The 24575-nt window shown below is 62.9% G+C and carries 20 protein-coding genes; 6 read left to right on the forward strand and 14 right to left on the reverse strand.

What is annotated here, in order from left to right; all coding sequences use genetic code 11:
• Positions 1–434: 434 nt before the first annotated feature.
• Positions 435–1229 (reverse strand): glycosyltransferase family 2 protein, encoded by a 795-nt coding sequence (locus tag ESZ00_RS04145; protein ID WP_129206896.1) that lies wholly within the window; start codon positions 1227–1229, stop codon positions 435–437.
• 63 nt (positions 1230–1292) lie between these two features.
• On the reverse strand, positions 1293–3848 hold the full coding sequence (locus ESZ00_RS04150; protein WP_129206897.1) for an ABC transporter permease: 2556 nt from the start codon (positions 3846–3848) through the stop codon (positions 1293–1295).
• 292 nt (positions 3849–4140) lie between these two features.
• Here ESZ00_RS04150 and ESZ00_RS04155 point away from each other — a divergent pair, with 292 nt between their 5' ends.
• Positions 4141–5268 (forward strand): glycoside hydrolase family 43 protein, encoded by a 1128-nt coding sequence (locus tag ESZ00_RS04155; RefSeq protein ID WP_129206898.1) that lies wholly within the window; start codon positions 4141–4143, stop codon positions 5266–5268.
• 233 nt (positions 5269–5501) lie between these two features.
• On the opposite strand, the gene tsaE is transcribed toward ESZ00_RS04155, so the two are convergent.
• The 9 genes from tsaE to ESZ00_RS04200 form a co-directional block, all read right to left on the reverse strand.
• The gene (gene tsaE / locus ESZ00_RS04160; protein ID WP_129206899.1) at positions 5502–6002 is read right to left on the reverse strand and encodes a tRNA (adenosine(37)-N6)-threonylcarbamoyltransferase complex ATPase subunit type 1 TsaE; all 501 of its coding nucleotides are present in this window, start codon (positions 6000–6002) and stop codon (positions 5502–5504) included.
• Positions 5999–7606 (reverse strand): NAD(P)H-hydrate dehydratase, encoded by a 1608-nt coding sequence (locus ESZ00_RS04165; RefSeq protein ID WP_129206900.1) that lies wholly within the window; start codon positions 7604–7606, stop codon positions 5999–6001. The genes tsaE and ESZ00_RS04165 overlap by 4 nt, the downstream gene beginning before the upstream one ends.
• A 232-nt stretch (positions 7607–7838) precedes the next feature.
• Positions 7839–9086 (reverse strand): penicillin-binding transpeptidase domain-containing protein, encoded by a 1248-nt coding sequence (locus tag ESZ00_RS04170; protein WP_129206901.1) that lies wholly within the window; start codon positions 9084–9086, stop codon positions 7839–7841.
• A 467-nt stretch (positions 9087–9553) separates the two neighbouring features.
• Entirely contained in the window at positions 9554–10918 is a 1365-nt protein-coding gene (gene ftsZ / locus ESZ00_RS04175; protein ID WP_129206902.1) for a cell division protein FtsZ, read from the reverse strand.
• A 72-nt stretch (positions 10919–10990) separates the two neighbouring features.
• The gene (gene ftsA / locus ESZ00_RS04180) at positions 10991–12208 is read right to left on the reverse strand and encodes a cell division protein FtsA (RefSeq protein ID WP_129206903.1); all 1218 of its coding nucleotides are present in this window, start codon (positions 12206–12208) and stop codon (positions 10991–10993) included.
• Positions 12205–13383 carry a cell division protein FtsQ/DivIB gene (locus ESZ00_RS04185; RefSeq protein WP_129206904.1) on the reverse strand — a complete coding sequence of 393 codons (1179 nt, stop codon included), beginning with the start codon at positions 13381–13383 and terminating at the stop codon, positions 12205–12207. The genes ftsA and ESZ00_RS04185 overlap by 4 nt, the downstream gene beginning before the upstream one ends.
• Before the next feature lie 115 nt (positions 13384–13498).
• Positions 13499–13978 (reverse strand): hypothetical protein, encoded by a 480-nt coding sequence (locus ESZ00_RS04190; protein ID WP_129206905.1) that lies wholly within the window; start codon positions 13976–13978, stop codon positions 13499–13501.
• 107 nt (positions 13979–14085) lie between these two features.
• The gene (locus ESZ00_RS04195) at positions 14086–14604 is read right to left on the reverse strand and encodes a protein-disulfide reductase DsbD domain-containing protein (protein ID WP_129206906.1); all 519 of its coding nucleotides are present in this window, start codon (positions 14602–14604) and stop codon (positions 14086–14088) included.
• A complete protein-coding gene (locus ESZ00_RS04200) occupies positions 14604–15272 on the reverse strand; it encodes a TlpA family protein disulfide reductase (RefSeq protein WP_129206907.1) in 669 nt (222 codons plus the stop codon). The genes ESZ00_RS04195 and ESZ00_RS04200 overlap by 1 nt, the downstream gene beginning before the upstream one ends.
• 340 nt (positions 15273–15612) lie before the next feature.
• Here ESZ00_RS04200 and ESZ00_RS04205 point away from each other — a divergent pair, with 340 nt between their 5' ends.
• Both ESZ00_RS04205 and ESZ00_RS04210 read left to right on the forward strand, forming a co-directional pair.
• On the forward strand, positions 15613–16617 hold the full coding sequence (locus ESZ00_RS04205) for a KpsF/GutQ family sugar-phosphate isomerase (protein WP_129206908.1): 1005 nt from the start codon (positions 15613–15615) through the stop codon (positions 16615–16617).
• Between the two features lie 66 nt (positions 16618–16683).
• Positions 16684–18015, forward strand: coding sequence for an EAL and HDOD domain-containing protein (locus tag ESZ00_RS04210; protein ID WP_129206909.1), 1332 nt, complete (start codon positions 16684–16686; stop codon positions 18013–18015).
• 582 nt (positions 18016–18597) lie between these two features.
• On the opposite strand, the gene ESZ00_RS04215 is transcribed toward ESZ00_RS04210, so the two are convergent.
• The 3 genes from ESZ00_RS04215 to ESZ00_RS04225 all read right to left on the reverse strand — a co-directional run bounded on the left by ESZ00_RS04215 (position 18598) and on the right by ESZ00_RS04225 (position 20292).
• Positions 18598–18939 (reverse strand): STAS domain-containing protein, encoded by a 342-nt coding sequence (locus ESZ00_RS04215; RefSeq protein ID WP_129206910.1) that lies wholly within the window; start codon positions 18937–18939, stop codon positions 18598–18600.
• Between the two features lie 154 nt (positions 18940–19093).
• Positions 19094–19426, reverse strand: a complete 333-nt coding sequence (locus tag ESZ00_RS04220) for an STAS domain-containing protein (protein ID WP_164981339.1) — start codon at positions 19424–19426, stop codon at positions 19094–19096.
• A 230-nt stretch (positions 19427–19656) separates the two neighbouring features.
• Positions 19657–20292: a hypothetical protein gene (locus ESZ00_RS04225; protein WP_129206912.1), complete on the reverse strand. Its 636-nt coding sequence runs from the start codon at positions 20290–20292 to the stop codon at positions 19657–19659.
• Positions 20293–20578: 286 nt separating this feature from the next.
• Between ESZ00_RS04225 and mraY the strand changes: the two genes are divergently transcribed.
• The 3 genes from mraY (at position 20579) to ftsW (ending at position 24573) form a co-directional block, all read left to right on the forward strand.
• On the forward strand, positions 20579–21712 hold the full coding sequence (gene mraY / locus ESZ00_RS04230) for a phospho-N-acetylmuramoyl-pentapeptide-transferase (RefSeq protein ID WP_129206913.1): 1134 nt from the start codon (positions 20579–20581) through the stop codon (positions 21710–21712).
• Between the two features lie 267 nt (positions 21713–21979).
• On the forward strand, positions 21980–23368 hold the full coding sequence (gene murD / locus ESZ00_RS04235) for a UDP-N-acetylmuramoyl-L-alanine--D-glutamate ligase (RefSeq protein WP_129207928.1): 1389 nt from the start codon (positions 21980–21982) through the stop codon (positions 23366–23368).
• Positions 23369–23481: 113 nt separating this feature from the next.
• Positions 23482–24573, forward strand: coding sequence for a putative lipid II flippase FtsW (gene ftsW / locus ESZ00_RS04240; RefSeq protein WP_129206914.1), 1092 nt, complete (start codon positions 23482–23484; stop codon positions 24571–24573).
• The last annotated feature ends 2 nt before the right edge of the window (positions 24574–24575 follow it).

Raw genomic sequence — 24575 nt, forward strand, 5'->3', positions numbered from 1 at the left:
TTTTCCATGGCTGGAATCAGGTTATCGCTATCCTTGGTGAAGATGACGTTTATCGAGGTCTTCACCTCCACAACCTTGCCCCAATGCTCATAAGGTTTGTAGACACGATGCTGATAGCTACCTGCCGAAGCGCATCTGGACCAGAAACGGCCTTGACGTCGTGCATTCGCCCATCCTTGCCGATCGTTCCTTTGATCTTTACGATCCCGGCCATGCCAACAGGCTTGGGTACAGCAGGGCAGCCGTTTGTACTCGTGGTTGAAGACTGAGTCTGTTGATCTTCAGCCCAAACCATAGGCAGAACGGAAACTAAGCAAAGCGCTACGATGCATCCACGTAACCCGAACATGTAAACACACTCTCAACGGCAAGGATGGTCCTGGCTAAAGAATACTAGTGGTGAAACATCTCTCCCGCGCAAGCGGCACAAACCCTTACGGCTCGACCTCTTTCACCTTCTGCGCGTACCAGGCCTTCGCGTACTTCCAGTGGATATACGCCGAGTGGTTCAGGTGATAGATCAGCCCCTGCGTGCCGTCGAGAAATCCGCCGCGGAAAATGTAATTCTTGATGAACGTAAAGAAGGGGTTCACCACTCCCAGCCAGATCAGTGCGCCGGTTGACTTCGCCTTCCCACGCCGCACCAGCACATCCAGCGTCTCCGTGCTGTAGTCGTTCATGTGGCTCAGGTAGAGCTCAAAATCCGGGTACGCATAGTGCAGCAGATCGTTCTTCAGCGTGCCCTTCGGCCCTTCGTGCTGCGGCGTGCCGTGCGGACCGCCCTTCACGTCCATCACCGCCGAGCCGCGCTTGAACAACCGCAGCTTGTGGTCGGGATAGAACCCGCCGTGCCGCACCCAGCGATCCATAAACAGGTTCAGCCGCGGCAGCCAGTAGGCCGTAAACTCCGGCTTGTCTTGCTCTGATTTCTCAAGTACCTGCCGAATCTCCGCCGCCAGCTCCGGCGTTACGACTTCATCCGCGTCCAGCAGCAGTATCCAGTCGCTCGTGCACTGGTTGATGGCAATCGTCTTCTGCTGGGGATGCCCCTCGAAGTTGCGGTTAAACGAGTGCTTGGCGCCGAACTCGCGGGCAATCTCCGGCGTACGATCCACGGAGCCGGAGTCGACGATCACAATCTCGTCGGCCCAGCGGACGCTCGAAAGGGTGCGCGGGAGGTTCTTCTCCTCGTTGCGCGCGATCATGGCGACGGACAGCGTGGCAGGCATCTTCGCTTTCAGTTATATCGCGAAGCCGCGCCCGAGAGGCTGCTATGCACGAACCTGCCCTCGTCAATCGTTGCGCAAGGCCGCCATCGGGTCCACGCTCGCAGCCCGGCGAGCCGGCACCGTCGCGGCGAACAAAGCGGCCAGCGCAAGCAGCAGCGGATCATAAGGCGCAACGCCAAAAAGCTGACCGGCAATAGCCCGGCCCACACCGATGGCCGCAGGAATGCCGAGGACCAGCCCCAATCCCACCTGCAGAAATGCGCCGCGCAGCACCATGGCCACAACAGACTGACGATCTGCTCCAAGCGCCATGCGGATACCGATCTCTCCCGAACGCTGTTCGACCGAGTAGGCAGTGACGCCATAGAGTCCGACCGCCGCCAGCACCAGCGCCAGCGCGCCAAACAGCATGGTCAGGCGGGCGATAAGCTGCTCCTGAGCGTAGTCGGCGCTGAGAAGCTCATCGTATTTGGAGAAGCTCTCTACCGTGAGATCGGGATTCACTTCCGCGACTGCGTTGCGCACCTTCTCTTCCAGCCCCGGAGGATTGCCCGGCGCCCAGAGAACAATCTGGCGCAGATAATGCGAGCGGGTTTCGCTGTTGATGTCATCGCCACCCAGATACTGCTCAAACTGGGTCTCCGGCATAAAGAACATGGGTTCGGCCATCCTGCCGCTCTGCAGATGCTCCGCGTTCAACAGATATTGGATATCCGCCACCACGCCGATAATTTCCATATCGCCGGCATGACCGGCCAGATTCTTTCCGAAATGCTGGCCGATAGGATTCTGCCCCGGGAAGAAGTGCTTCGCAAAAGCATCGTTGACCACAGCGACATGCCGCGAGGAAGCAGTGTCGTCCTCCGTAATCGAACGTCCCTGCAGCATGCGCGTGCCAAGAGTCTGGAAGAAGCCGGGCTCGATACGCACATACCCTGCGGTCACATCCTCTCCCGGAGCCGGCTCAGGCCGTCCCTCGATGCGAATGAACGTATCCCAGTTGTCGCCGCTCATCGGCGCATAGAGCGAGGAGCTGGCGCCACGCACGCCTGGAATAGCCTGGAGACGATCTTCGATCTGCCGGTACAGCATGGGCAGGTCGTTCGGCTGATATCCGGCCAGCAGCGGCTCGACCGTGGCCACATAGCGGCCCTCGGTCTTGAAGCCGAAGGACTGATGCTCCAGGTTGCGCAGGCTCTGGGTCAGCATGGCCGCCGCGCTCAGCAGCACCAGCGAGAGCGCCGCCTGCGAGATCACAAGCGCCTTCTGCGGCCATGCAATCTTTTGCCCGCTGGAGCGGTTGGCCCCGCGCAGCGCCTCCACCGGCTCGGCATGCGAGCTGATCCAGGCAGGCGCAATCCCGAAAACCACACCCGTGAGCGCAGAAAGTCCCATGGCAAAAAGCAGGACCGTCCACGAAGGGCTGGCCTGGATTGGAACGTAATGATCTCCGCCCGAGAAGGCAAAGTGCAGAATGAGGCTCGTGCCGCCATAGGCCACAAGCAGCCCGGCAACGCCTCCCAGCACGCCCAGAACGACACTTTCAAACAGCGCTTTTCGCACCAGCAGCGCGCGCGAAGCGCCAAGCGCCATGCGCACCGAAAGCTGCTGACGGCGGGCAAGGCCACGCGCCAGCAAAAGATTGGTCAGGTTCGCACAGGCAATCAGCAGAACGCAGCCGGCGGCCAGCAGCAGCAGGCGCAGTCCATCCTCGTAGCGCGCGCGCATCTGCGCCACGCCCGCGCCTCCCGGCGTAAGAAAGAGCTGCTGCTTGGGCAGCCGCTCCCGGTCATTCGCCTGCATATCTTCTATGTGACCGAGCTGCCACTGGCGCAGCTCCAGGCGCAGCTTGGCCTCCAGAGCCTTCGGATCGGTGCCGGGACGGACCCGGCCGATGACATCGATCCAGTTCTGGTCGGCATTGTTCAGCAGCGAGCTGGTGCCCTGCATCATTGGCTCGTCAGAGAACGGAATCCAGAGATCGGGTGTGCCCCAGGTGCGGACGCCAGCGCCGAAGAAGCCCGGTGCGCCAATGCCCACAATGGTGAAGGACTTGCCATTGAGCTCGAAGGAGGCACCCACCACCGAGGGGTCCGAGCCGTACTTCTGCTGCCAGGTGTGATACGCCATCACTGCCACCGGTGCGGCGTCCTCGCGGTCGTCTGCCGGCGTAAACACGCGCCCTGCCCATGCCCCCACACCAAAGGTGGAGAAGAAGTTTCCCGAAACGAACTGGCCGATGCGCAGCTCCGCGCGGCCGGCGACACCGCTGCGGCGCACGCCGAGCCCGGTATCGCCTCCCTCGAAACCCGCCAGGTCGGCAAACTCCGGCGTATGGTCGCGGAAATGCCGATAGAGCTCATAAGAAAAGAGCGAATACTCGTTATCCCCGCGCCCGCTCTGGGTATAGCCGCCGATGACGCAGCAATGGATCTGATCCCCGATGCGATAGAGCTCCGACGGCCGGGCCACCGGCAGCGACTTCAGCATCACCTGCTGCACCAGCGTGAAGATGGCCGTGGTCGCGCCGATACCCAGCGCCAGCGTCAGCACCGCGGTCACAGTGAATCCCGGCGCCTTGCGCAATTGCCTCAGGGTATATCTCAGATTAGCCCACATCGCTCATCGCTCCTTTGGCGGTCACCGGATAGAGAAGCACGTTCCCGGCCAACGGGGAGCGGTGAAAAGTCTTTGAAAGTAAGGCATTTAAACAAAACATCCGGCCCAGAAGCGTGTTCACACGCGAAGACAGGTGTGCGAAATCGAACAGGGTTACCGGGGCCGCAGGAAAAACCTGCGTCATCCCGCTTCAGCCGGTACAGATCCATCATCTAATCTGGAGCATCAGCCTCCATAGCATTTCAGACAGCCTGTGCAGACTCGATCCGCTCAGGCGCTTGAGGAAGAAACTTTGCGGTATTGGAAAGCGCTCACATTTCTGCGGCTCCTCCTGCCTCTGCTCCTGCTGGTATCCCAGGCCTCAACCCCGCTCATGGCCAGCAGCAAGGACCCGCATTTCGACTACGAAAACCCGATCCAGACCGATCCCATCCGCGATCCGCAGATCACCAAGGTCGGCAGCACCTGGTACATGACCGGGACCGCCTTCCCTTTCTTCGACGGCACCGCCGCCGGACCGATCCCCGGCGTAAAGCTGTGGTCTTCCACCGATCTGACCCACTGGAAAGACCTGGGCGTTCTCGTCGCACCGAGCAAGGATCGCTGGTATCGCCGCCGCTTCTGGGCGCCGGAGCTCTTCCCCTACAAGGGCAAGTGGTATCTCACCTTCTCCTGCCCCTTCGGCGAAACACCCGACAGCCCCGAGAGCATCGCGCTCGCTGTCGCCGACACCATCACCGGCCCGTATAAAGTCCTCACCGAAGACAAGCCGCTCACCGAGGGCAACGGCGCCACGCTCTTCCAGGATGACGACGGCAAAGTCTACCTCTTCCGCGACGGCGTCACCGCGACGCTGGTCGATCTGCCCAACGCCGTCCCCATCGGCCAGCCGTTCCCGGTGATCCAGCCCGGCGCCGACGGCGCATGGGACGGCCCGGCGAAGGGCGGCCCATCCGTCGGTCTCGAAGGCCCGACGGTGATGAAGCACGGCCGCTCCTACATCCTGCTCTATTCGTCCTGGGGACGCGGCTACGAGGTCGGCGAGGCAACAGCCGACACCATCACCGGACCATGGCGCAAGTCACGCAGCAATCCCATCTACGGCGCGCAGGACGAGGAGTGGGCGAAGATCTACAAGCACGCCTACACGCAGAAGTCCGATGTCCCCTACGGCCAGCTCGGCCACGGCTCACCCTTCATCGGGCCGGACGGCGATCTCTGGTTCGGCTGCCACGGCTACCTGAAGGGCAAGGGCCAGCTCCCGCACCTGGTCATCACACCTATGCGCATCGATCATGACCAGGTGAAGATGGTCGTCACCTGGACGCCGCAGGTGCTCTTCTACCCCAAGAAATTCCACGTCCGCCCCACCGACACCCGCCTCGCCTCACCGGATTTAGCAACGCTAGCCGACCAGTAGTGGGAATGCAGGGATAGGGGATAGAAAAGACCCGGTGCCCCACGTTTCAACCCTGAGACGCGGGAAGGCACGAACCCTGGATTCCCCAGTCTTCCGAGAGGGAAACGAAAACGGGTGCCCCACCCAAGCTCCGCTTGGGTGGGAAGGCACGAACTCCGCACACGAAAGAATAGAACCCCCGACACGCGACCAACGGGAGCGGGGCCGAAGGCGATTCGCCCTGCGCGCAGCAGCTATTTGAGCGTGAGCACGATCTTTCGCGTGTCGCCGCCGGCCGAGGTCATCACGATCTCGCCATCGCTGCGCCGCTTCACGCTCGGAAACTTCTCACCCCACTCCACCAGCACAATGCTGTCCGGTGCAGCCAGGTCATCGAGCCCCAGCGTATCGAGCTGCCGCTCGCCTTCAATGCGGTAGAGGTCCAGATGATAGAGGTTCACCGGCGTCTTCGCCGCGCCCTGCGTGCCCTCATATTCATGCACCAGCGTAAAGGTTGGACTGGTGACCTCGTCCGGCTCTGCCGCATCCAGCGCCTCGGCAATGCCCTTCACCAGCGTCGTCTTGCCCGCGCCCAGATCGCCGCGCAGGATAAGAAACTTCGGCGGAGCGAGCAGTTCGGCAATCTTGTGGCCGGTCGCGATGGTCTCGGCGGCAGAGGTCGTCGTGAACTCGTAGGTCTTCCCAGCTTCAGCCTTCCCGACAGCTTCTGCCTTTGCCTTTTCGGTCGTCGTCATCGTGCCTCCAACGCTTCCAAGATATCCTGCGGCAGACCTGCCAGCCATGTAAAACCGGCCGCATCCTGCGGTGAAAAACGATACGCGCGCCACAGGTGCGCGACCGTATCCGTGGCCAGCAGCGTGCGCTCGTCCTGCTCACGAACAGCAAAGTCCGCGGCAAGCCCGTGCAGGTAGACTGCTGCGCTCACCGCCTCAGCCGCCTGCTTCGGATGCTGCGCCAGCAGGGCTGCGACCATGCCGGTAAGAATATCGCCGCTGCCGCCCTTGGCCATGCCCGGGTTGCCGCTCGTGTTGATGGCAAGCTGCCCATCGGGCTGCGCCACGAGTGTACGCCATCCTTTTAAAACCAATGTGACATGGTGCTTCGCAGCAAACTCCCGCGCCAGCGGCTCGCGCCGCGCCTGCACCTCCTGCGTGGGGATGCCGGCCAGGCGCCCCATCTCGCCCGGATGCGGCGTCAGCACCATCGTCCGCCCGCGCCCATCGAGCTTATCGATATGCTTCGCCATAATATTCAGCGCATCGGCATCGAGCACAACCGGGATTGTCGTGCGCTCCAGCAGTTCCAGCACCAGCTTTTCCGCCGATGGCGATTGCCCAAGTCCAGGCCCGATGGCCAGCACCGTGATCCTGTCCAGCAGCGCGTCGAAATCGATACGCTCGAGATCGAAACCACCGTCGGCAGCCTCCGGCAGCGCCTCGGTCATCAGCTCAGGAGTAATCGCCGCGACCAGTGGCAGGATCGACTCGGCCACCGCCGTCGTCACCAATCCCGCGCCCGCGCGCAGCGCGGCCAGCGACGCCATGGCCGGAGCGCCCGATTTCCCGCGCGCACCGCCCACCAGCAGCACATGACCGAAATTGCCCTTGTTGCTCTCCGCCCTGCGAGGCCCGTCGAGCGCCGCCTTTGCAGCGCCGCTCCAGCTCAGGTTCAAAGTAGAACGAATCGCCGCGTCAGGAGACCCGATCGGCGCAACCACAATCGGCGCATACACCGATCCACAGAGATTCCCACAGACATGCGCCAGCTTGGGCGCGGTAAACGTAACAACGGCATCCGCGCGGAATGCGCCTTCGACCGCGAACTCGCGCGAATCGGCACCCCAGCCCGAGGGCAGATCGACCGCGATCACCGGCATCTCGAGCGCGTTCACCCGGTCCCGCAGCGCCGCAGCCGTACCCCGCAGCGGAGGCTGGAATCCTGTTCCGACCACCGCATCGAGCAGCAGATCGGCATTTTCGAAAAGCTCGCGTACATCGGGACGGCCGAGATCCGCCTCTTCGCGGACCAGCACCGGCTCCATCGCCATCTCTTCGAAGGCGATCTTCGCATCGCCCTTCAGCGCCGCCGGATCGCCCAGCAGCAGCACATGCACCCGTCGCCCTGCAGCGATCAGCTCACGCGCAGCGACAAAGCCATCACCTCCGTTGTTGCCCCGCCCGCAAAATACCAGTATCGAGCGTGCGGAAGAAAACTCGCGCACCACAAAGCGCGCCACCGCCGCTCCGGCATGGCGCATCAGGTCGATCGACGACACGCCGTATGTCTCGGCCGTCACCCGATCGGTGGTCCTCATCTCGTCGGCAGAAAGTATCCGCATCCCGTCTCGCATCCTAACCGATTCCAGATGCGCAAAGGAGCGCTGTGGAGTGCACACATCGCGAGAAATCGCCGAAAAAGAAAACGGCCTCCGCAGAGGAGGCCGTCTCGTTCTGAACGATTCAGGGCTATAGGTTTGTCATTCCGACCGAAGCATTCGTTCTTTCCGTTGTCATCCCGACCGGGGAGCGAAGCCGAAGGCGATCCGCCCTGCGCGCAGCAGCGACCAGTCCTTACTGCGGAGCGCCCTGCTCCGTCGCAGCCGCCGCCGGGGTCGCCGGCTCGCCCTGCTTCGAGGCAAAGTAGCTGTGATCCCAGAGGTTGCGGTAGAAGACGCCGGTCAGCTCGGCCGCCTTCGGCCCGAAGGTCGGGCGTCCGCCTTCGAGGAAGAAGACCGTCACGATCCGGCCGTACTGCGTGTCCGCATAGGAGGCGAACCAGCCGAAACGCGTGCCGTTGTCCGAGCAGGTGCCGGTCTTGCCCATCACCGGGAATTGGCTGAAGTTGGCGCGCAGCGAGCGGGCAGTGCCGTAGTCGACCGCTGCCGCCATGCCGCTCTGAATCTCCGGAATGATGCGGGCGATGTCGAGCGTGCGCTTGATCTTGGGCTGGAAATTCAGCACCTGGTCGGGCGAGGTCGGATGCTGCAAGTAGTAGAGCGTGCCGCCGTTGGCGATGGCCGAAACCAGCGCGCCAAGCTGCAGCGGGGTCATCGAGACGCTCTCGCCGAAGCTGCACATGCGGCCTACGCCGCCGCGATCCTCGGGCAGCACCTGATCGGGATAGACGCCGAGCTGCTCACCGGGAATGTTGTAACCGGCCAGCTCACCCAGGCCGAACTGGTTCGCATAGTGGCGCACGCGCTCGAAACCGAGCCGGCGGCCGATGGTCTCAAAGTAGAGGTTATTTGAGTGCGCCAGCGCCTCGGTCAGGGTCATGTGGTAGTTGCCGCCCAAGTTCACCGGCGTGTCCTTGGTGATGATGCCCTCTTCAAGAGCAGCCAGCGCGACCGAAACCTTGATCGTCGAGCAGGGCTCGGCGCCGCTCGAAAGCGCGAGCTTCTGGTTCACCATGGCCAGGATGCGGCCGTTACTTGGGTCGATAGCGACTGCGGTGCCGTTCATGTTGCCGAGCGCGGCAATCGCCGCCTCGCGCACCACCGGGTCTTCACCCGCCGTGATGTCGCCCTGCGTCTGGTCGATATCCGTAAAGGAGCTGGCATAGAAGCGCTCCCCGCCCCCACGGCGAATCACCAGATTCGCCCGGCGCAGACGCGCCCCGCCACGGGTACGAACACGGGTCGACGCGCTGACCACGCGCCGGCTGTGCTGGCGGCTGGCTATATGCCTGGCCGCGGCAGCCGACTCATGAACACGAGTCGCCCGGCGATGGGCGGGATGGCGGGTGGTCGCGGAACCGGCACGGCAGAGCGTGGAACCGGCGAGAGCCATGGCGAGCACGAAAAGAAAGAGACGCTTCATCGATTATCCGATCCTGATATCCGAATCCGGAGGCCGTGTCTCGAACCCCGATCCTTCAGCCGTTGTTCTGGGCCCAGCTCTGAACTCTGTCCCGGGCTTTCAAGCGTTCTGACTTGCATCGTACGCAGAAACCGCTCGTATGACCGCTCAAAGTGATGCCAGAGTGATCGGCACTGCTCAAAAGAGGCAACAGATACCGAAATGGCAAACGCCGCAAAGCGGATAACCTGCCGGTAAAAACCCCAAATGGAATCTGGAGTTCCGCCAGGCAGTTCCGCTGGCTCAAAACTGCTTGCGTTTTGGGTGGAGTTGCCTGCACCCAGTGTACTTGAGAGTTACGGTCAGCTTCCAGCCGCCAACCGTTCATGAAAGAAACTACAAGCCTTACCTCGGAAAACTGCCCGCTCGCGCCCCAAGGGAGCGGAAGCGCGAAGCACGAAATGCCTGGACGGCCAGTCCCGCAGCAGCTAGAAGCTGTTCCCCCGGCGCAGATACGCCGGAATATCCAGGCTCTCGCCGTTTTCGTCCTGGTGCACATCGGCAAAGGGATCGGGGACGGCCGCAGGAGCATCCTGGACCGCATGCGGCTGCACGGGCGGCTCGGCGACGGCAATGGCCGGCTCCGGCGCAACCGACGCGGCAGCGGTCTCGACCACCGGCACAGGCTCCTCTTCGTGGCTGGCCTCGGAAACCACCCCGGCGCGTGCCGAAGTGGTGTAGCCGCTCTCGTCGTCCGACTCCTCGCTGGCAAAGCGCGGACGGGCAGGCACGGAGCTGATCTCCACCTGCTCGTGCGCATGGCTGATCGGCTCCCGCAGCGAGGTGTTCAGCATGCGCTCGCGGCGCTCCGGGGCCTCACCCTGCTTGAAGCCGGTGGCGATGACCGTGATCTTCACATCGTCACCCATGCTCTCGTCGAGCACAGCGCCGAAGATGATGTTCGCCTCTTCGTGCGCCGCATTCTGGATGAGCGTCGAGGCCTCGTTGACCTCGTTCAGCTTGAGCGAGCTCGAGCCGCTGATATTGATCAGGATGCCGCGCGCCCCGTCGATCGCGCCGGCCTCGAGCAGCGGCGATGCCATGGCGGCCATCGCAGCGTCCACCGCGCGGTTCTCGCCCGAGCGCTGCGCCGTGCCCATCACTGCGTAGCCCATGCCGGCCATCGTCGTCTTCACGTCGGCAAAGTCGCGGTTGATGATGCCGGGGATGGTGATGATGTCCGAGATGCCCTGCACGCCCTGGCGCAGCACATCGTCTGCGATGCGGAAGGACTCGAAGAAGCCCGCATCCTTGGCAACCGCCAGCAGCTTCTCGTTGGGAATCACGATCATCGTGTCCACCGACTCGAGCAGCTCCTGCATGCCGCGCTCGGCCTGCGCCATGCGGCGCTTGCCCTCGAAGCTGAAAGGCCGTGTCACCACCGCAACCGTAAGCGCACCCATTTCGCTGGCCAGCGAAGCGATGACCGGAGCTGCGCCCGTACCCGTGCCGCCGCCCAGGCCAGCCGTCACGAACACCATGTCCGCGCCTTCGAGCGCCTCGATGATCTTTTCCGAGTCTTCCAGCGCCGCACGGCGGCCGATATCCGGATTCGCGCCCGCGCCCAGGCCGCTGGTCAGCTTGGTCCCGAGCTGGAGCTTCACCGGCGCTTCCGAAAGCTGGAGCGCCTGACGGTCGGTGTTGGCGGCGATGAACTCGACGCCCTCGACCCGCGCCTGAATCATGCGGTTGACTGCGTTGCCACCACCACCGCCGACACCGATGACCTTGATCCTGGCTCCGCGCGGAACCTCGTCAAAATACTGAATGCGAATTTCTTCCGGGTAACTCATCGGCTCCGACTCCTTCTCCATCCTCGACTGCTGAAATACGTTCCTGCCAGATTCCTTACGACTGAAACTCGTTTACAAACTTCCTGCAAAAATCGCGCGCAGCTTGGCGCGCAGGCTGTTGTCTTCCGCCGCACGGATGATGCTGGTGCGATGGGTATAAAGCAGGGCGCCGATCAGCGCCGAACACTCCGGCTGCGCCAGCTCCTCGGGCATCTTCGAGAGCGGCACCGGCGAGCCGATACGAGCCGGCACACGCAACAGGCTCTCCGCCGTGTCGAGCAGGCCGGGCAGGCGCGCGCCGCCGCCGGTGAGCACGCATCCGGCGCCCAGCGCCTCCAGCACGCCACCCTGGCGAAGGTTATCGCGCAGCATATGGAAGAGCTCACGGGCGCGCGGCTCCAGAATCTCGCACACCAGCCGCTGGCGCACCGTGCGCGGAGCATAGCCGGGCATGCCGGTCAGCTCGATCTCCGCGCTCTGCGAAACGGCCGTAACCACGGCATGCCCGTAGTGGCACTTGATCCACTCCGCCTCCGGCGGCGTCACATGCAGACCGGCAGCGAGGTCGTTCGTAAAGTGGTCGCCGCCGATGGGAATCACCGAGGTATGCGCCACCGAGCCCTCGAAGAAGACGATCAACTCGCTGGTCGCCGCACCGATGTCGAGCAGGCAGACACCCAGCTCGCGCTCGTCGGCAGAGATGGTGGACTCCGCCGCGGCCACGGCTTCGAAGACCGATTCCGTCACCTCGAGCCCGGCCCGGTTGGCGCAGGTCACAATGCTCTGCTGCGCGCCGGCCGAGCAGGTCGCGATATGCAGGTTCACCTCGAGCCGTCCGCCCACCATGCCCACCGGGTCGTGGATATTCGGCTGATCGTCGAGGATGAACTGCTGCGGCAGCAAATGAATGACTTCGCGGTCCTGGGGCAGCGAGACCGAGCGCGCACGGTCGACCGCGGCGCGGACATCTTCGCGCGAAATCTCGCGCAGGCGATTGCCCAAGCTGATACCGCCGCGGCTGTTTACACCGCGAATATGCGGGCCGCCGACCGCGATCACGCATTTTTCAATCGTGGCATCGGCGCGCTTTTCCGCCAGCGTTGCAGCCTTGTTCACGGCCTCGGCCGCGGGCTTCAGCTCGGCGATCACGCCCTTGCGCATGCCGGCGGCATCCACGATGCCGTGGCCGCGATAGCGCAGCGCGCCGTCATGCAGCTCGGCAATCAGCACGCGGGTCTTCGAGCTTCCGGTATCGAGCACGGCAATCAGGTTGTCAGACTTCTGGCTCATCGTGCCGTCCTCCGTACATGGTGCGCAGCCGCAGCGCTACGTTTCTTTGCGGCTGTCTCCTTTGTATTAGGCTTTGCCGCGGCAGCCGGAGCCGCCGGCGCTGCAGAAGAGGCAGCGGAGGAAGCATCGGGCGCGGGAGCGCCGCCTTTCTTGAGCACCACCTGCCCGTCGTAACGCAGATCGACGGCCACCAGCGTGGGATACTGCTGTTCCCATTCTGCAACGTGCGACTGGTAGATGCGATAACGCTCCAGGAACTTTTCGTCGCCGAAATGCAGCTGCAAATCAGACCCCTTGGCTGGGACCGTCGCACGCACATCTTCTGCGTCAGAGAGATCGATCTCGCTCATCTGGTCGGAGAGATGCTGGCTGCCGGTATCGAGCGCAGTAAGGAAGCTCTGGTAAAGCTGCATGCGCACCTTGCGCGCGGCCGGCGGATCTTCAGGACGGATGCCGGTGACCACCGGGAAGGAGAAATGGCGTGTAGCCATCATCTCCGGCGACATATCGAGGATGACGCCGTCGGCATCGGCCAGCTTTACCTGGTCGCCGATGCGCACAAAGGCAATCGGAGTCCGCTCGGTCACCGCAACCCGCAGCTCGTTCGGCAGAATGCGCATGACCGTCGCATGCTGCACCCAGGGAATCTCCTCGAGATCCTTCTGGCGCTGCGCGAGCGGCACATGGAAGATGTTGCGGCCGATGTCCTCGCCAAAGACGGAGAGCAATTCGTCGCGGGTCAGCTGGCTGTTGCCCATGGTCTGAACGTCAGCGGCCGAGTCCATGCGGAAGCGCGGGTCGGTATTCAGGAAGTGGCGGACGGAAAGCACCACCGCGATCCCTCCGGCAAGGATAGCCAGCCCGGCAACAGCCAGGGCGATGCGGCCCCAGCGGGTATAGGTCCAGAGCGGCAGAAATCCCTTGCGGATAGGAACGCGGCGGCGGGTGCGGAGAAACGGTTCGTCTTCCTCGGCGGCGGCGCGGCCCAGGTTCTCGGCAGCTTTGTCGAGCAGCCGTTCGCGCACGGAGTCGCGGCTTCGCGCGCGATCCGCGTCGCCCTTGGCGGCGCGGGAGCGCGCAGGCGCAGCCGGCTTTGCGGGACGAAGAAACGCTTCGTCCGCATCGTCTTCGACGTATGCCGAGCCCCGAGTTGAATAAGAATCTTTTTTCGCCACGCCCGAGCCAGGTCGTGAGAGTCGCCGCTTCGACTATAACCGGCAGCCCCCTGTGCATGGGCCAGGGGAATCAGGAGAGGCATCAGGCCAACAGCGGCAAAGCCGCGCTCACCTGCTACAGATACGGCGTAGGAATGCGCGAACGCCGCGGCGCGCGCCGGATGGGGACCGAATTTGCCGTATCCCGCAGCCCGCTCCAGCCCTCGGCCACCACGATGCTGTTCACCGGGCGATGAGGATCGTACCGCACCGAACACGGGAAGCTGAGCCGTGCCTCATAGATGTTGATGTAGTCACCGAGCTGGGTCACATCCTGCGAGCACTCGTAAACCACCCCGGCAATCTCATATTTATAGAGAATCAGCTGCAGGCCATCCGGACGGCCGCTCTCTTCCGGGCTCAGATCGGAGATATCGAGGATGGTGCCGTCGATGATCCGTCCCGCCTTCACCAGCAGCTCGCGCCGCAGGCGTTCGAGCTCCTCCTCGGTCGGCTTTTTGCGCATGGCGTAATACGCCGCGATGCCCCCAAGGCACAACCCTGCGGCCGTAAGGACTCCGACAACTTGGGGATCGCGCAGGGAAAGGCCGCTCATCAGACTCACAGGACTTCGATTCGAGAATACCGCAGGTTGGTTGTGGGACAGGCTTTACTTCTGCGGATTGGACGTTACCAGCGTCGTGAATGTTCCATGAAACCGGGTCATCGGGCCATGATATTCACGGCCACCGGAGCCTTGCGCGGCGGGTAGCAGGAGCGGTCATCGCAGGCCTGGTAGCGCAGCGCCGCCTCCAGCATGTGATCGCCTGCATTGGCATGAATATGTGCTCTCAGGACGAATTCCCCGGTATAAACGCTCAATTTCTCGCTGGGCATCGAAGGCAGGGAAAAATCGCCTCCGGAGGGGAAATCGACCGCGCTCACATCCACCGTGCCGCTCCCCGGTCCGCCTTCGGCCACGATCAGCTGCGTCGGGATCAGCCCCTTCTCGCGCGGCTGATGGGAATTAATGTGCATCCCCGGCTTTACCCGGAAGTGCAGCTCGACGACCGCATCCTTGCCTGCGGGCACCGATACCTGCTCGGGAAAGAGATATTCCACCGACTGCGGCTGCGCGCCTTCCTTGCTGGCAGCACTGCTATCGCTCTCCCACGGCATCTTCTGCGCCGAAAGACTCGCACACAGGAGGAAAAACGCAAGAACCGGAAGCGGAGAGCGCATCAGGACTGCCCCGCCGGCGTCGCCAGCGCCTTCTTGATATCGGCTTCGAGCTCGTCGCGATCGGTCAGCCCCACAGCCGAGGCCACCACCTTGCCGTCACGACCGACAAAGAAGGTCGTAGGCAGCGCCTCGATCCCGCCATAGGGCTTGGCCACATTCTTCTCATCGAGCAGCACCGGGTAATTGATCCCCAGCTTGCCCGCGCCGTCCGCTACGTCCTTTTCCTGCTTCTCGAGACCAGCTTTATTCTCCGCGTCGAGATCATCCTCGGAGACGCCAAGAATCTCCAGTCCCTGCGGAGCATACTGGTCGTGGAACTTGGTCAGCCAGGGAATCTCGACCTTGCAGGGCGCGCACCATGTGGCCCAGAAATCGATGACCACGGCCTTGCCTTTGTAGTCGGCCAGCGAAACCTTCTTCCCCGTGATGTCCTTGAGAACAAACGCCGGCGCCACCTGGCCTACCAGGGGATGATTCGCCGGATCGTTCGCCTCGGCCTGGGACGCAGGCGAGGGTGCCGACGGCGGACCCAGCTTCACCAGCATGCCCTGCATCTCCCGGAGCTTGGCCTCTTCCGCCTTGCGATGGCGGTAATTGACGACGCCCGCCCAGACCATCACCACCAGGGCAAGAATGACGACCACAAGAACGATTGCGTTGCGCTTCACCCAGCGAGTCCCTCTGTGCACCATTCTAGTGCCTGCATGCGGACAGAAGAGTTTAGGGAATAAGGGATAAGGTGTAGAAAAACGACCGGGTGGCCCATGCAAGCCCGAAGTTGGCTTGAGTGGGGCCATTCACCACAGAGGACACAGAGAGCACAGAGGATTCCATACCCCTGGCCAGCATCCCTTTTCAGCGCAAAGGCGCAAAGGATCTTCAAAAAAGACAAATCTAAGGGTGCCCCATGTCTCAATTCTGAGACATGGGTGGTTCCCAGAACAAAGGATCGCGACCAAAGGGAGCGGGGGCCGAAGGCGATTCGCCCTGCGCGAAGCAGCTGGTAGCATGAACTGTTTGACGCCGCACAATCCATCCCGCCCGCTCACGCCATCGCGCCTCGTCCGCATCGAGGCCGAAGCCCTGCAGGCTCTCGCCGAACGGCTGGAAGGCTCGATGGCCGCCAGCTTCGAGCGTGCCGTCGAAGCCGTGGTTGCCTGCGGCGAGACCCGCGGCCGCATCGTAGTCACCGGCATGGGCAAGAGCGGCATCATCGCGCAGAAGATTGCTGCGACCCTCAGCTCCACCGGCAGCCCGGCGCTCTTTCTCCATCCGGCCGAAGCCGTACACGGCGATCTGGGCATGGTCGCCCGCGGCGACGTAGTCATTGCGCTCTCGGCCAGCGGCGAAACCGAAGAGATTCTCCGCCTGCTGGCCAAGATCAAGCGCATCGGCGACGCACTCATCAGCTTCTGCTGCAATCTCGACTCGACGCTGGCCCGCGCCAGCGACATCGCGCTCGATTGCAGCGTGCCCGCGGAGGCCTGTGGCATGGGCCTGGCCCCCACCGCTTCGACCACCGCCATGCTGGCCCTTGGCGATGCCCTGGCTATCGCCGTCTCGCTGCGCAAAGGCTTCGAGGCAGAAGATTTCGCCGAGCTGCACCCGGGCGGCAAGCTGGGCAAGCAGCTGGCCCGTGTCCGCCAGCTGATGCACCAGGGCAATGCCGTTCCGAAGGTTTCACCGCAGACGCCGATGACCGAGGTCATCTACGAGATGTCGCGCAAGAAGCTCGGCATGACGACCATCGAGCAGGACGGCAGGCTGGCCGGAGTACTCAGCGACGGCGATCTGCGACGGCTGCTCGAGCGCGACGGCCCGGACGGCCTGCGCAAGACCGCCGGCGAAGCGATGAACCCGCACCCGCAGACCATCTCCGGCGACGAGCTGGCCGTCCGCGCGCTCGATGCCATGGAGGCGCGCAAGATCACCTCCCTGGTAGTGATCGACGGACAGGGAGCCATCGAAGGCGTGGTTCACCTGCACGATCTCTGGGAAACCGAGCTCTTTTAGACCAATTTCTTAGGCTGTTCTCACGCATCTGCCGCCCTCTGCCGATGACCGGCAAGAGAGCCGCCGATGACGCAGAGCCACGCCCCGGAATCCCGTACCGAACTCCCCTCCGAATCCAGCCCCGCATTCTCTGACGAGTCCTCGAAGAAGGCGGCAGAGCTGTTTCCCTCGCATGCCACCCGCTTCCTTGCCCGTCAGCCGATCCTCGACGCCGCCCGCACCGTCATCGGTTACGAGCTCCTCTTTCGCTCCGGCTGGGAAAACTTCTTTCGCGGCGGCGCCGACGATGCCACCCTGCAGATGCTCGACAACTGCGTGCTGATGGGCGTGGACAACCTGACCCAGCGCACGCTCGCCTTCATCAACTGCACCCGGGAGGCGCTGGTGGAACGGATGGTCGCGATCCTGCCGCCGGCCACAACGGTACTCGAGGTGCTGGAGTCCGTAGAGCCGGACCAGGAAGTGCGCGCCGCCTGTGCCGAGCTGCGCGCGCTTGGCTACCGGCTGGCGCTCGATGACTTCCGGGCCGATTCGCCGCACCAGGAGCTGCTCTCCGAAGCCGCCTACCTCAAGGTCGACTTCCGCCTTTCCGACGCCCGGGAACGAAGCCGGATCGTGAAACTGGCCAAAAGCAGCGGGGCCGTCCTCCTGGCAGAGAAGATCGAAAACATGGAAGAGTTCGAGGAGGCCCAGAGGGAAGGCTTCCAGCTCTTCCAGGGATATTTCTTCTGCCGCCCTGCCATCCTGGCGGAGCGGGAGCTTCCCGCCAACTGGGCGAACTACATGCGCCTGGTCGGAGCGCTGGCCCGCGAGCCGCTGAACATGGCCGAGGTCGCGCCGATCGTCGAAGCCGAGGCTTCGCTCTGCTACCGGCTGCTGCGGCTGGCGAATTCGGCGGCTGTCTCCTCGCGCAAAGCCGTCACCAGCGTGCGCTCCGCCATGGTGCTGGTCGGCGATGCGCGCTTCCGCACCCTGGCCGCAATCGCCCTGGCGGCCCACATGGGCCGCGGCCAGCCCGAGGTGCTGCTGCAACTGGCCCTCGAGCGCGCGCGCTTCTGCCGCAACCTGGCCCCGCTGCTCGGCGAAGACCCGAACGAGCAATGCCTGCTGGGATTGCTTTCGCTGCTCAGCGCCATGCTGCGCATCCCCATGGCCAGGCTGGTCAATTCCCTGCCCCTGCGCGAGAAGGCCAAGTGCGTGCTGCTGGGAGCCGAGGGCCGCACCGCGATCCCGCTGCAACTGATCACCGCCCTCGAAGCAGGAGACTGGACTCCCTGCGCCGAGGTGAGCTCTCGCTTCGGCGTCAGCGAATCGCAGATCTCCGCCATCTATCTCGAAGCCCTGCATTGGACAAAGACGCATGTGCAGCAGCTAGGCCTGGAAGGCAGAGAACATTAGGCCGCATCAGCACAAAAGCGCATTGGGAATAAAGGTTTCCCCGCTGGCTTGCCATTCCAACCGCAGCCTCTCCTCCCCGTGTTGTCATCCCGACCGAAGCATTCGTTCTTCACGTTGTCATTCCGACCGGAGCGAACCGGGGTCCCCGGCGCGCCCGATGTTGGCGCGCTGGGGTGGGGAAGCGAAGTGGAGGAACCTGCAGTTCTGCTGCGCGCAGAGCGAATCGGCCTCCGCTTCCGCTGGTCGCGAGCTGGCGCGTTGCGGGGCGAAACAAAACCGCGGGTTTCTGCTTGAGCTATAGGTGGATACCGCCTAGAGGGTGTTATGAACTTTCCGGCGGTCGTCGCTGGGAGCCAATTTTTACGAGGTCGAGGAGCGAGTTGCGACGGATATCGGGTTATCTCCGAGCAGCGAGCGACGAAGAGATCGGGAAAATTGGCCCCAGCCCTAAAGGGTTGCGGGGAAAATCGGCCCATACTTCGTTGTCGGCCTCGCCTTGGAATCGCCAATGTCTTCGTCCTCCGCCTCGTCTGGGCCGATTTTCCCCAGCAACGACGGCCACCTGAAAGTCCATAACACCCTCTAGAGCGCTTCAGCCTGCGCAACCGTCTCGCAGACCGGGATCAGCGTGTCCACGTGCGTCAGCTTGAAGAGTTCGATCACCCGGTAATTCAGCCCCGCCGCAGCCACGCGAAATCCGCGCCGCTGCGCCGAGATATAGGTGTTGATAATCACACCCATGCCGGCTGAATCCATGTAGGGCACGCCGCTGAGGTCGAAGACGGTGAGCGGACGATGCTCCCGCCGCAGCTCTTCCTGCAGAGGAAAAATGGTGTGTAGGGTAAGGGGTCCGGTGAGGCGGAGAATACGGATGCCATCCCGGCTACCGGCGAGCACTTCCAGGTCGAGCGTCTCTTGCTCCATCACTTGCTCCGTGTCTTGCGTAGAGCCTCGCTTCAAGACGCAAGCAGTGTATGCAGAAGCCGGGACGGCCCATGTTACGAAACGATGAATTCCATGGGGTTCTCCGCAGGGATTCCAGCTCGGAATTCAAGCATAGACAGGCTCTCCGGCACGCCTACAGCGTTTCGGCCTGCTCCACCGTGGCGGCGAGCGGAATCAGCGAGTCCACGCGGGTGAGCTTCAAGAGGTCGAGAACGCGGCCCTGCACGCCGGTCAGCACCAGCTTGTGCCCCCGCTTCTGCGCGGCCACGTAGTACTTGAGAATCGCCCCCAGCCCGGCCGAGTCCATCTGCGGAACACCGGAGAGATCGAGAATGGTCAGCGGAATCGCTTCACGGAGAAACTCCGATTGAAGCTGGGTGAAATTCTGGAGAGTAACGGGCCCGGCCACACGCAGAATACGCGTATGTGGAGAACGGCCTGACGACACCTCAATCGACAGCGACACGCGGCAGAGAACCTCAGAAGACGCAATCAAAAGACGACACCCATCATACTAGGGTGCGTCGACAGATTCGGGGAGTCAGCAGTCAGTCATAAAGACGGCCAGCAGAAAAGCGGCCAGTCCTCGCGACGAACGGGAGCGGGGGCCGAAGGCGATCCGCACTGCGCGAAGCAGCCGAAGGCGATCCGCTCTGCGCGCAGCAGCCGAAGGCGGAAGGCCTGGACGGTCAGTCCTCACTGCGCGGCTTCGGAGCCGGGATGGTCGAGCGCCTGCAGCTCCGCCCGGTAGTGGGTAACCAGCGCGGGGTCTGCCTGGTTCGCATAACGGTTCAGAAACTGAACCAGGGCCTGGCGATACTCCTGCTGAAACTCGTGGTTGCCGGGGCTGGCAGCCAGCTGGTTCGCCGCGCCCTCCACATCCTGCGATGCCTTCTCCACAATGAGCCGGATGCCGAATGCCGATTCGTCGCGCATGATCGCCACATTGCGCTCGAATCCGGGAATGTACTTCACCACGAACCGCTCGCCTTCCGGCGGAATATCGATCTCGTTGCGCGGAGGATAAAGACTCGCCGACATGGTATCGAACGAGATCTTCACGTCGCGTCCGTCGGCGGTTCGCAACACCCCGTCATAAGCCCAGATGTACTGGTCATTCAGCGTGGAATTCGTCTGCTCCTCATGCGTGATCACGGCGCTGCCGTAGGTTCCGAATTGATGGAGAAACAGGGCATTGATGCTGGAACCGATAAAGCAGTAAAAGCCTCCGAACATCAGGCCCGCGAAGGCCAGAAGTTGCCACGCCTTGTTCTTGCGCCACTCTGCGATACATGCCCCGACAAAGAGACCCGCCAGAAACAGGATCAGCATCGACAGCATCGTGTGCGTCATGAGGAAGTACAGGATCGCAGAAAGAATGAACATAGGACCGAGAGGGTGGCGAGCACTGAGATGCCCGCCGTAATCGGACCGGTTGCATCGCCGGCCGGCGGGTGCCCCATCCAAGCTCAGCCTGGGTGGGAGGGCATGATCCTTTCTTCCCGCACATCCCCTTGTCACCTCATGTTCCGGCCGCAATCACTCCGGCCTGCCTTGTCCGCCTGGGGATTCGCTCTGGCCGTATGATGGTCGAGGACACCACTCCGGCGGAGGACGTTTGCTTTACTGGCTGCTGTATCAGAAGCTCTACCTGTATTTCCGCCCCTTCCGCATCTTCCGGTACGAGACCTTTCGCACCGCTTTCGCCACGCTGACCGCCCTGCTCATCATGCTGTTCATCGGGCCCTACGTGATCGAAAAGCTGCGCGAGTTCCAGATCGGCCAGTACATCCGCGAAGAGGGGCCGAAAGACCACCAGAAAAAGGCCGGCACGCCGACCATGGGCGGAGTGCTGATCGCCATCGCCATCCTGCTGCCCACGCTGCTGTGGAGCGATCTCTCCGACCCCTTCGTCTGGCTGGTCATGGGCTCGACGCTCGCCTTCGGCGCCATCGGCTTCGCCGATGACTACATCAAGGTCGTGCATCGCCGCAATCTAGGCCTCACCAGCCGCGCCAAGATGGGCCTGCAGTTCCTCGCCGCGCTCGGCGTGGCCATCGCACTCATCGCCATGCAGGAGCAGGGACTCTACTCGGCGCAGATCACCGTGCCGTTCGTGAAGAACTTCCATCCGCATCTTGCGCCCGGCTTTCTCACCCACCTGCCCTACTGGGGACTGGTAGCGTTCATCCCGTTTGTCGTCTTCGTCGCGCTGGTGCTGGTCGGCTCGAGCAACGCGGTCAACCTCACTGACGGACTCGACGGACTCGCCATCGGCTGCACCATCGTCGCCTCGGGCGCACTCACCGTGCTCACCTACGTAAGCGGCCATGCCGTCTTCTCCGACTATCTCGAGCTGCAGCGCATGCCGCTGGTCGGCGAGCTGACCGTCTTCTGCGGATCGATGGTCGGCGCCAGCATCGGCTTCCTCTGGTACAACGCCCACCCGGCAGAAGTTTTCATGGGAGACGTCGGCTCTCTGGCGCTCGGCGGGGCCATCGGCACAGTGGCCGTCGCCATTCGCCAGGAGCTGCTGCTGCCGCTGATCGGCGGCGTCTTCGTGCTTGAAGCGCTCTCCGTCATCCTGCAGGTGGGCAGCTACAAGCTCCGCAAGAAACGTATTTTCAAGATGGCGCCTCTGCATCATCACTTCGAGCTGCTCGGATGGTCGGAATCGAAGGTGATCGTGCGCTTCTGGATCGCCGCGCTGGTGTTTGCCCTGCTGGCACTCACCACGCTGAAGCTGCGCTGAAGGCAGTGGCCAGTTGTGAGTTGTCAGTCTTCAATTGTCAGTCCCCAGTCGCTGACAACCGAAGACTGGAGGCTTACAGCTCTGTGTCAGGGCACGAATTCAGTCGTGCCGATCAAGGCCACAAAATCAACACGGGCTTTGCCGCAGCACAGGAAACAAAATCCCGGCAACTGAGAACTGGCAACTGAGAACTGAGAACATGTGTACCCGCACAGCCATCGCCCTACACCTCTCCAACATGCAACAATGAGGCCTGAATTGACTGCAATGGAACTCAAAGGCAAGAAAGTACTCGTCGTCGGACTGGGCAAATCCGGTCTCGCGGCCGCATTGTTTCTGCGCCGCCGCGGCGCGCAGGTCACGGTATCGGATGTACGCAGCGCAGCCGCTCTCAGCAGGGACATTCCGGCGCTGCTCGAAGAAGGCATCATGGTGGAGGCCGGCGGCCACGGCCTGCTCACCTTCCGCAGGCAGGACCTGATCGTCGTGAGCCCCGGCGTGCCGATGAACACGCCCGAGCTGGTGCAGGTGCGCACCCTCGGCCTGCCCATCATCGGCGAAGTCGAGCTGGCCGCCCGCTACCTCAAGGGCAGGACGCTCGCCATCACCGGCTCGAACGGCAAAACCACCACCACCTCGCTCTGCGGCGAGATTCTCGCTGCTGGAGGCCGCAGGACCGCGGTTGGCGGCAACATCGGCCTGCCGGTCATTGCGCTCGTCGATGACTCCACCGACGAAGGCTGGTCGGTGCTCGAGATTTCGAGCTTCCAGCTCGAAACCACCGAGAACTTCCGCCCCAATATCTCGGTCATCCTCAACATCACGCCCGATCATCTCGACCGCCACGGCAGCTTTGAGAACTACGTCGCCGCCAAGGAACGCATCTTCGCAAAGCAGACACCCGAAGATGCGCTGGTGCTGAATGCCGACGACGAAGCCTCCGCCAAGACGGCTGTCCACGCGGGCGCAGGCGGACATGGCCCGAACATCTATTGGTTCAGCCGCAGGCGCATCGTGCGCCAGGGCGCTTTCGTGCATGACGGCACCATTTTCTTCCGCGCTGCTGAAAATGCCGCGCAGGAGCCGATCCTCCGTGTCGACGAAATCCCGCTCAAGGGCGGCCATAACGTCGAGAACGTCCTCGCTGCCGTCTGTGCCGCGCGCCGCGCCGGGATCGATGCCTCGGCCATTCGCACGGCGGTAGTGAACTTCAAGGCTGTCGCGCACCGGCTCGAGTTTGTCGCGCAGCTCCACGGCGTCAGCTACTACAACGATTCGAAGGCCACCAACGTCGATGCGACCATCAAGGCGCTCGAAGCCTTCCCCGGCGGCATTCACCTGATCCTCGGCGGCAAGGACAAGGGCTCGGACTACCGTGTGCTGCGCCCTCTGCTCACCGAGCGCGTGAAGGCGGTCTACACCATCGGCGCGGCTGCGGAGAAGATTCACACCCACATCGAAGGCGCGACCACGGTGATCGGCGCAGGCACGCTCGATGCCGCAATCGCGAAGGCTGCCGAAGCGGCGAAGCCGGGCGAGATCGTGCTGCTCGCACCCGCCTGCTCCAGCTTCGATCAGTTCGAGAACTACGAGCAACGCGGCCAGGCCTTCAAGGACCTGGTGCTGGAAAAACAGGGTATAGGGTATAGGGGATAGGGGATAGGGTGTAGGGTATAGCGGCCACGACCCACCCGGCGGTGACAAAGCACCGCGGACTTTACTACACCCTATACCCCATACCCTCTCTTACCAACCACAGGAGTCGCGGCATGGCAAAACGCGTCGGCGTAGACAAGTGGCTGTACTGCGCCACCCTGCTGCTGGTCGTCATCGGACTGCTGATGGTCTTCAGCGCCTCGGCGGTGATGGCCAAGGAGCGCACCGGCTCGCCCTACCACTACGTCATGCTGCAGTCGGTCTACGCGGCGCTCGGCCTGGTCGCCATGACGCTGCTCATGAAGATCGACTACCGGCTCTATAACCGGCCGAATGCCGTCTTCCCCGCCATCGGCATTACCGTCCTTCTGCTGCTGGTGGCCTTCGTCATGCACGACTCGCATGGCGCGCACCGCTGGATTCGCCTCGGCCCCGTATCTTTACAGCCGTCGGAGATCGCAAAACCGGTGATGGTGCTCTTCCTCGCCTGGTGGCTGCAGAACCGCATGAGTTCGATTGAGGATCTCCGCGGCACGATCATCCCCGCCGTCGTCCCCAGCCTGCTTTTCATTCTTCTGCTGCTCAAAGAGCCGGATCTCGGCACGGCGATGGTCTGCGCCGCGGTCACCGCGCTCATGCTCTACCTCGCAGGCATGAACTTCAAGTACCTCGGCTACGCCGCGGTGGCTGCCGCGCCGGTGCTCTACTTCATGCTCTTCCGCGTGGCGTGGAGACGCGAGCGCATCATGGCCTTCCTCAATCCCGATGCCGATCCGCTGGGCAAAGGCTTCCACATCATCCAGTCGCTCATCGCCGTCGGCACCGGCGGACTGCGCGGCGTGGGCTACTTCGAAGGCAAGCAGAAGCTCTTCTACCTGCCCGAGCCGCACACCGACTACATCTTCGCCAACGTCGCCGAAGAGCTCGGCCTCATCGGCTGCATGCTGGTCATCGGACTCTTCGTGCTGCTCGGCTATCGCGGCATGCGTGCTGCCATTCTCTGCAAGGACCCCTTCGCGCGCTTTCTGGCCTTCGGCATCACGGCGACACTGCTCATCCAGGCCTTCTTCAACATCAGCGTGGTGCTGGCGCTGGTACCCACCAAGGGCATCACGCTGCCCCTCATCTCCTACGGCGGGACCTCGCTGTTCATCGAGCTGGCCTCGATCGGCGTGCTGCTGAACATCACCCGGGAAGTGGATTAACA

The organism is Silvibacterium dinghuense (assembly GCF_004123295.1).
GTDB classification, from domain to species: Bacteria; Acidobacteriota; Terriglobia; order Terriglobales; family Acidobacteriaceae; genus Silvibacterium; species Silvibacterium dinghuense.

Excerpts from the sequence above, each read along its gene's own strand:
- ESZ00_RS04145 (WP_129206896.1), bottom strand. The coding sequence starts at position 1,229 with ATGCCTGCCACGCTGTCCGTCGCCATGATCGCGCGCAACGAGGAGAAG.
- ESZ00_RS04150 (WP_129206897.1), bottom strand. The coding sequence starts at position 3,848 with ATGTGGGCTAATCTGAGATATACCCTGAGGCAATTGCGCAAGGCGCCG.
- tsaE (WP_129206899.1), bottom strand. The coding sequence starts at position 6,002 with ATGACGACGACCGAAAAGGCAAAGGCAGAAGCTGTCGGGAAGGCTGAA.
- ESZ00_RS04165 (WP_129206900.1), bottom strand. The coding sequence starts at position 7,606 with ATGCGGATACTTTCTGCCGACGAGATGAGGACCACCGATCGGGTGACG.
- ESZ00_RS04170 (WP_129206901.1), bottom strand. The coding sequence starts at position 9,086 with ATGAAGCGTCTCTTTCTTTTCGTGCTCGCCATGGCTCTCGCCGGTTCC.
- ftsZ (WP_129206902.1), bottom strand. The coding sequence starts at position 10,918 with ATGAGTTACCCGGAAGAAATTCGCATTCAGTATTTTGACGAGGTTCCG.
- ftsA (WP_129206903.1), bottom strand. The coding sequence starts at position 12,208 with ATGAGCCAGAAGTCTGACAACCTGATTGCCGTGCTCGATACCGGAAGC.
- ESZ00_RS04190 (WP_129206905.1), bottom strand. The coding sequence starts at position 13,978 with ATGAGCGGCCTTTCCCTGCGCGATCCCCAAGTTGTCGGAGTCCTTACG.
- ESZ00_RS04195 (WP_129206906.1), bottom strand. The coding sequence starts at position 14,604 with ATGCGCTCTCCGCTTCCGGTTCTTGCGTTTTTCCTCCTGTGTGCGAGT.
- ESZ00_RS04205 (WP_129206908.1), top strand. The coding sequence starts at position 15,613 with ATGAACTGTTTGACGCCGCACAATCCATCCCGCCCGCTCACGCCATCG.
- ESZ00_RS04210 (WP_129206909.1), top strand. The coding sequence starts at position 16,684 with ATGACGCAGAGCCACGCCCCGGAATCCCGTACCGAACTCCCCTCCGAA.
- ESZ00_RS04215 (WP_129206910.1), bottom strand. The coding sequence starts at position 18,939 with ATGGAGCAAGAGACGCTCGACCTGGAAGTGCTCGCCGGTAGCCGGGAT.
- ESZ00_RS04225 (WP_129206912.1), bottom strand. The coding sequence starts at position 20,292 with ATGCTGATCCTGTTTCTGGCGGGTCTCTTTGTCGGGGCATGTATCGCA.
- murD (WP_129207928.1), top strand. The coding sequence starts at position 21,980 with ATGGAACTCAAAGGCAAGAAAGTACTCGTCGTCGGACTGGGCAAATCC.
- ftsW (WP_129206914.1), top strand. The coding sequence starts at position 23,482 with ATGGCAAAACGCGTCGGCGTAGACAAGTGGCTGTACTGCGCCACCCTG.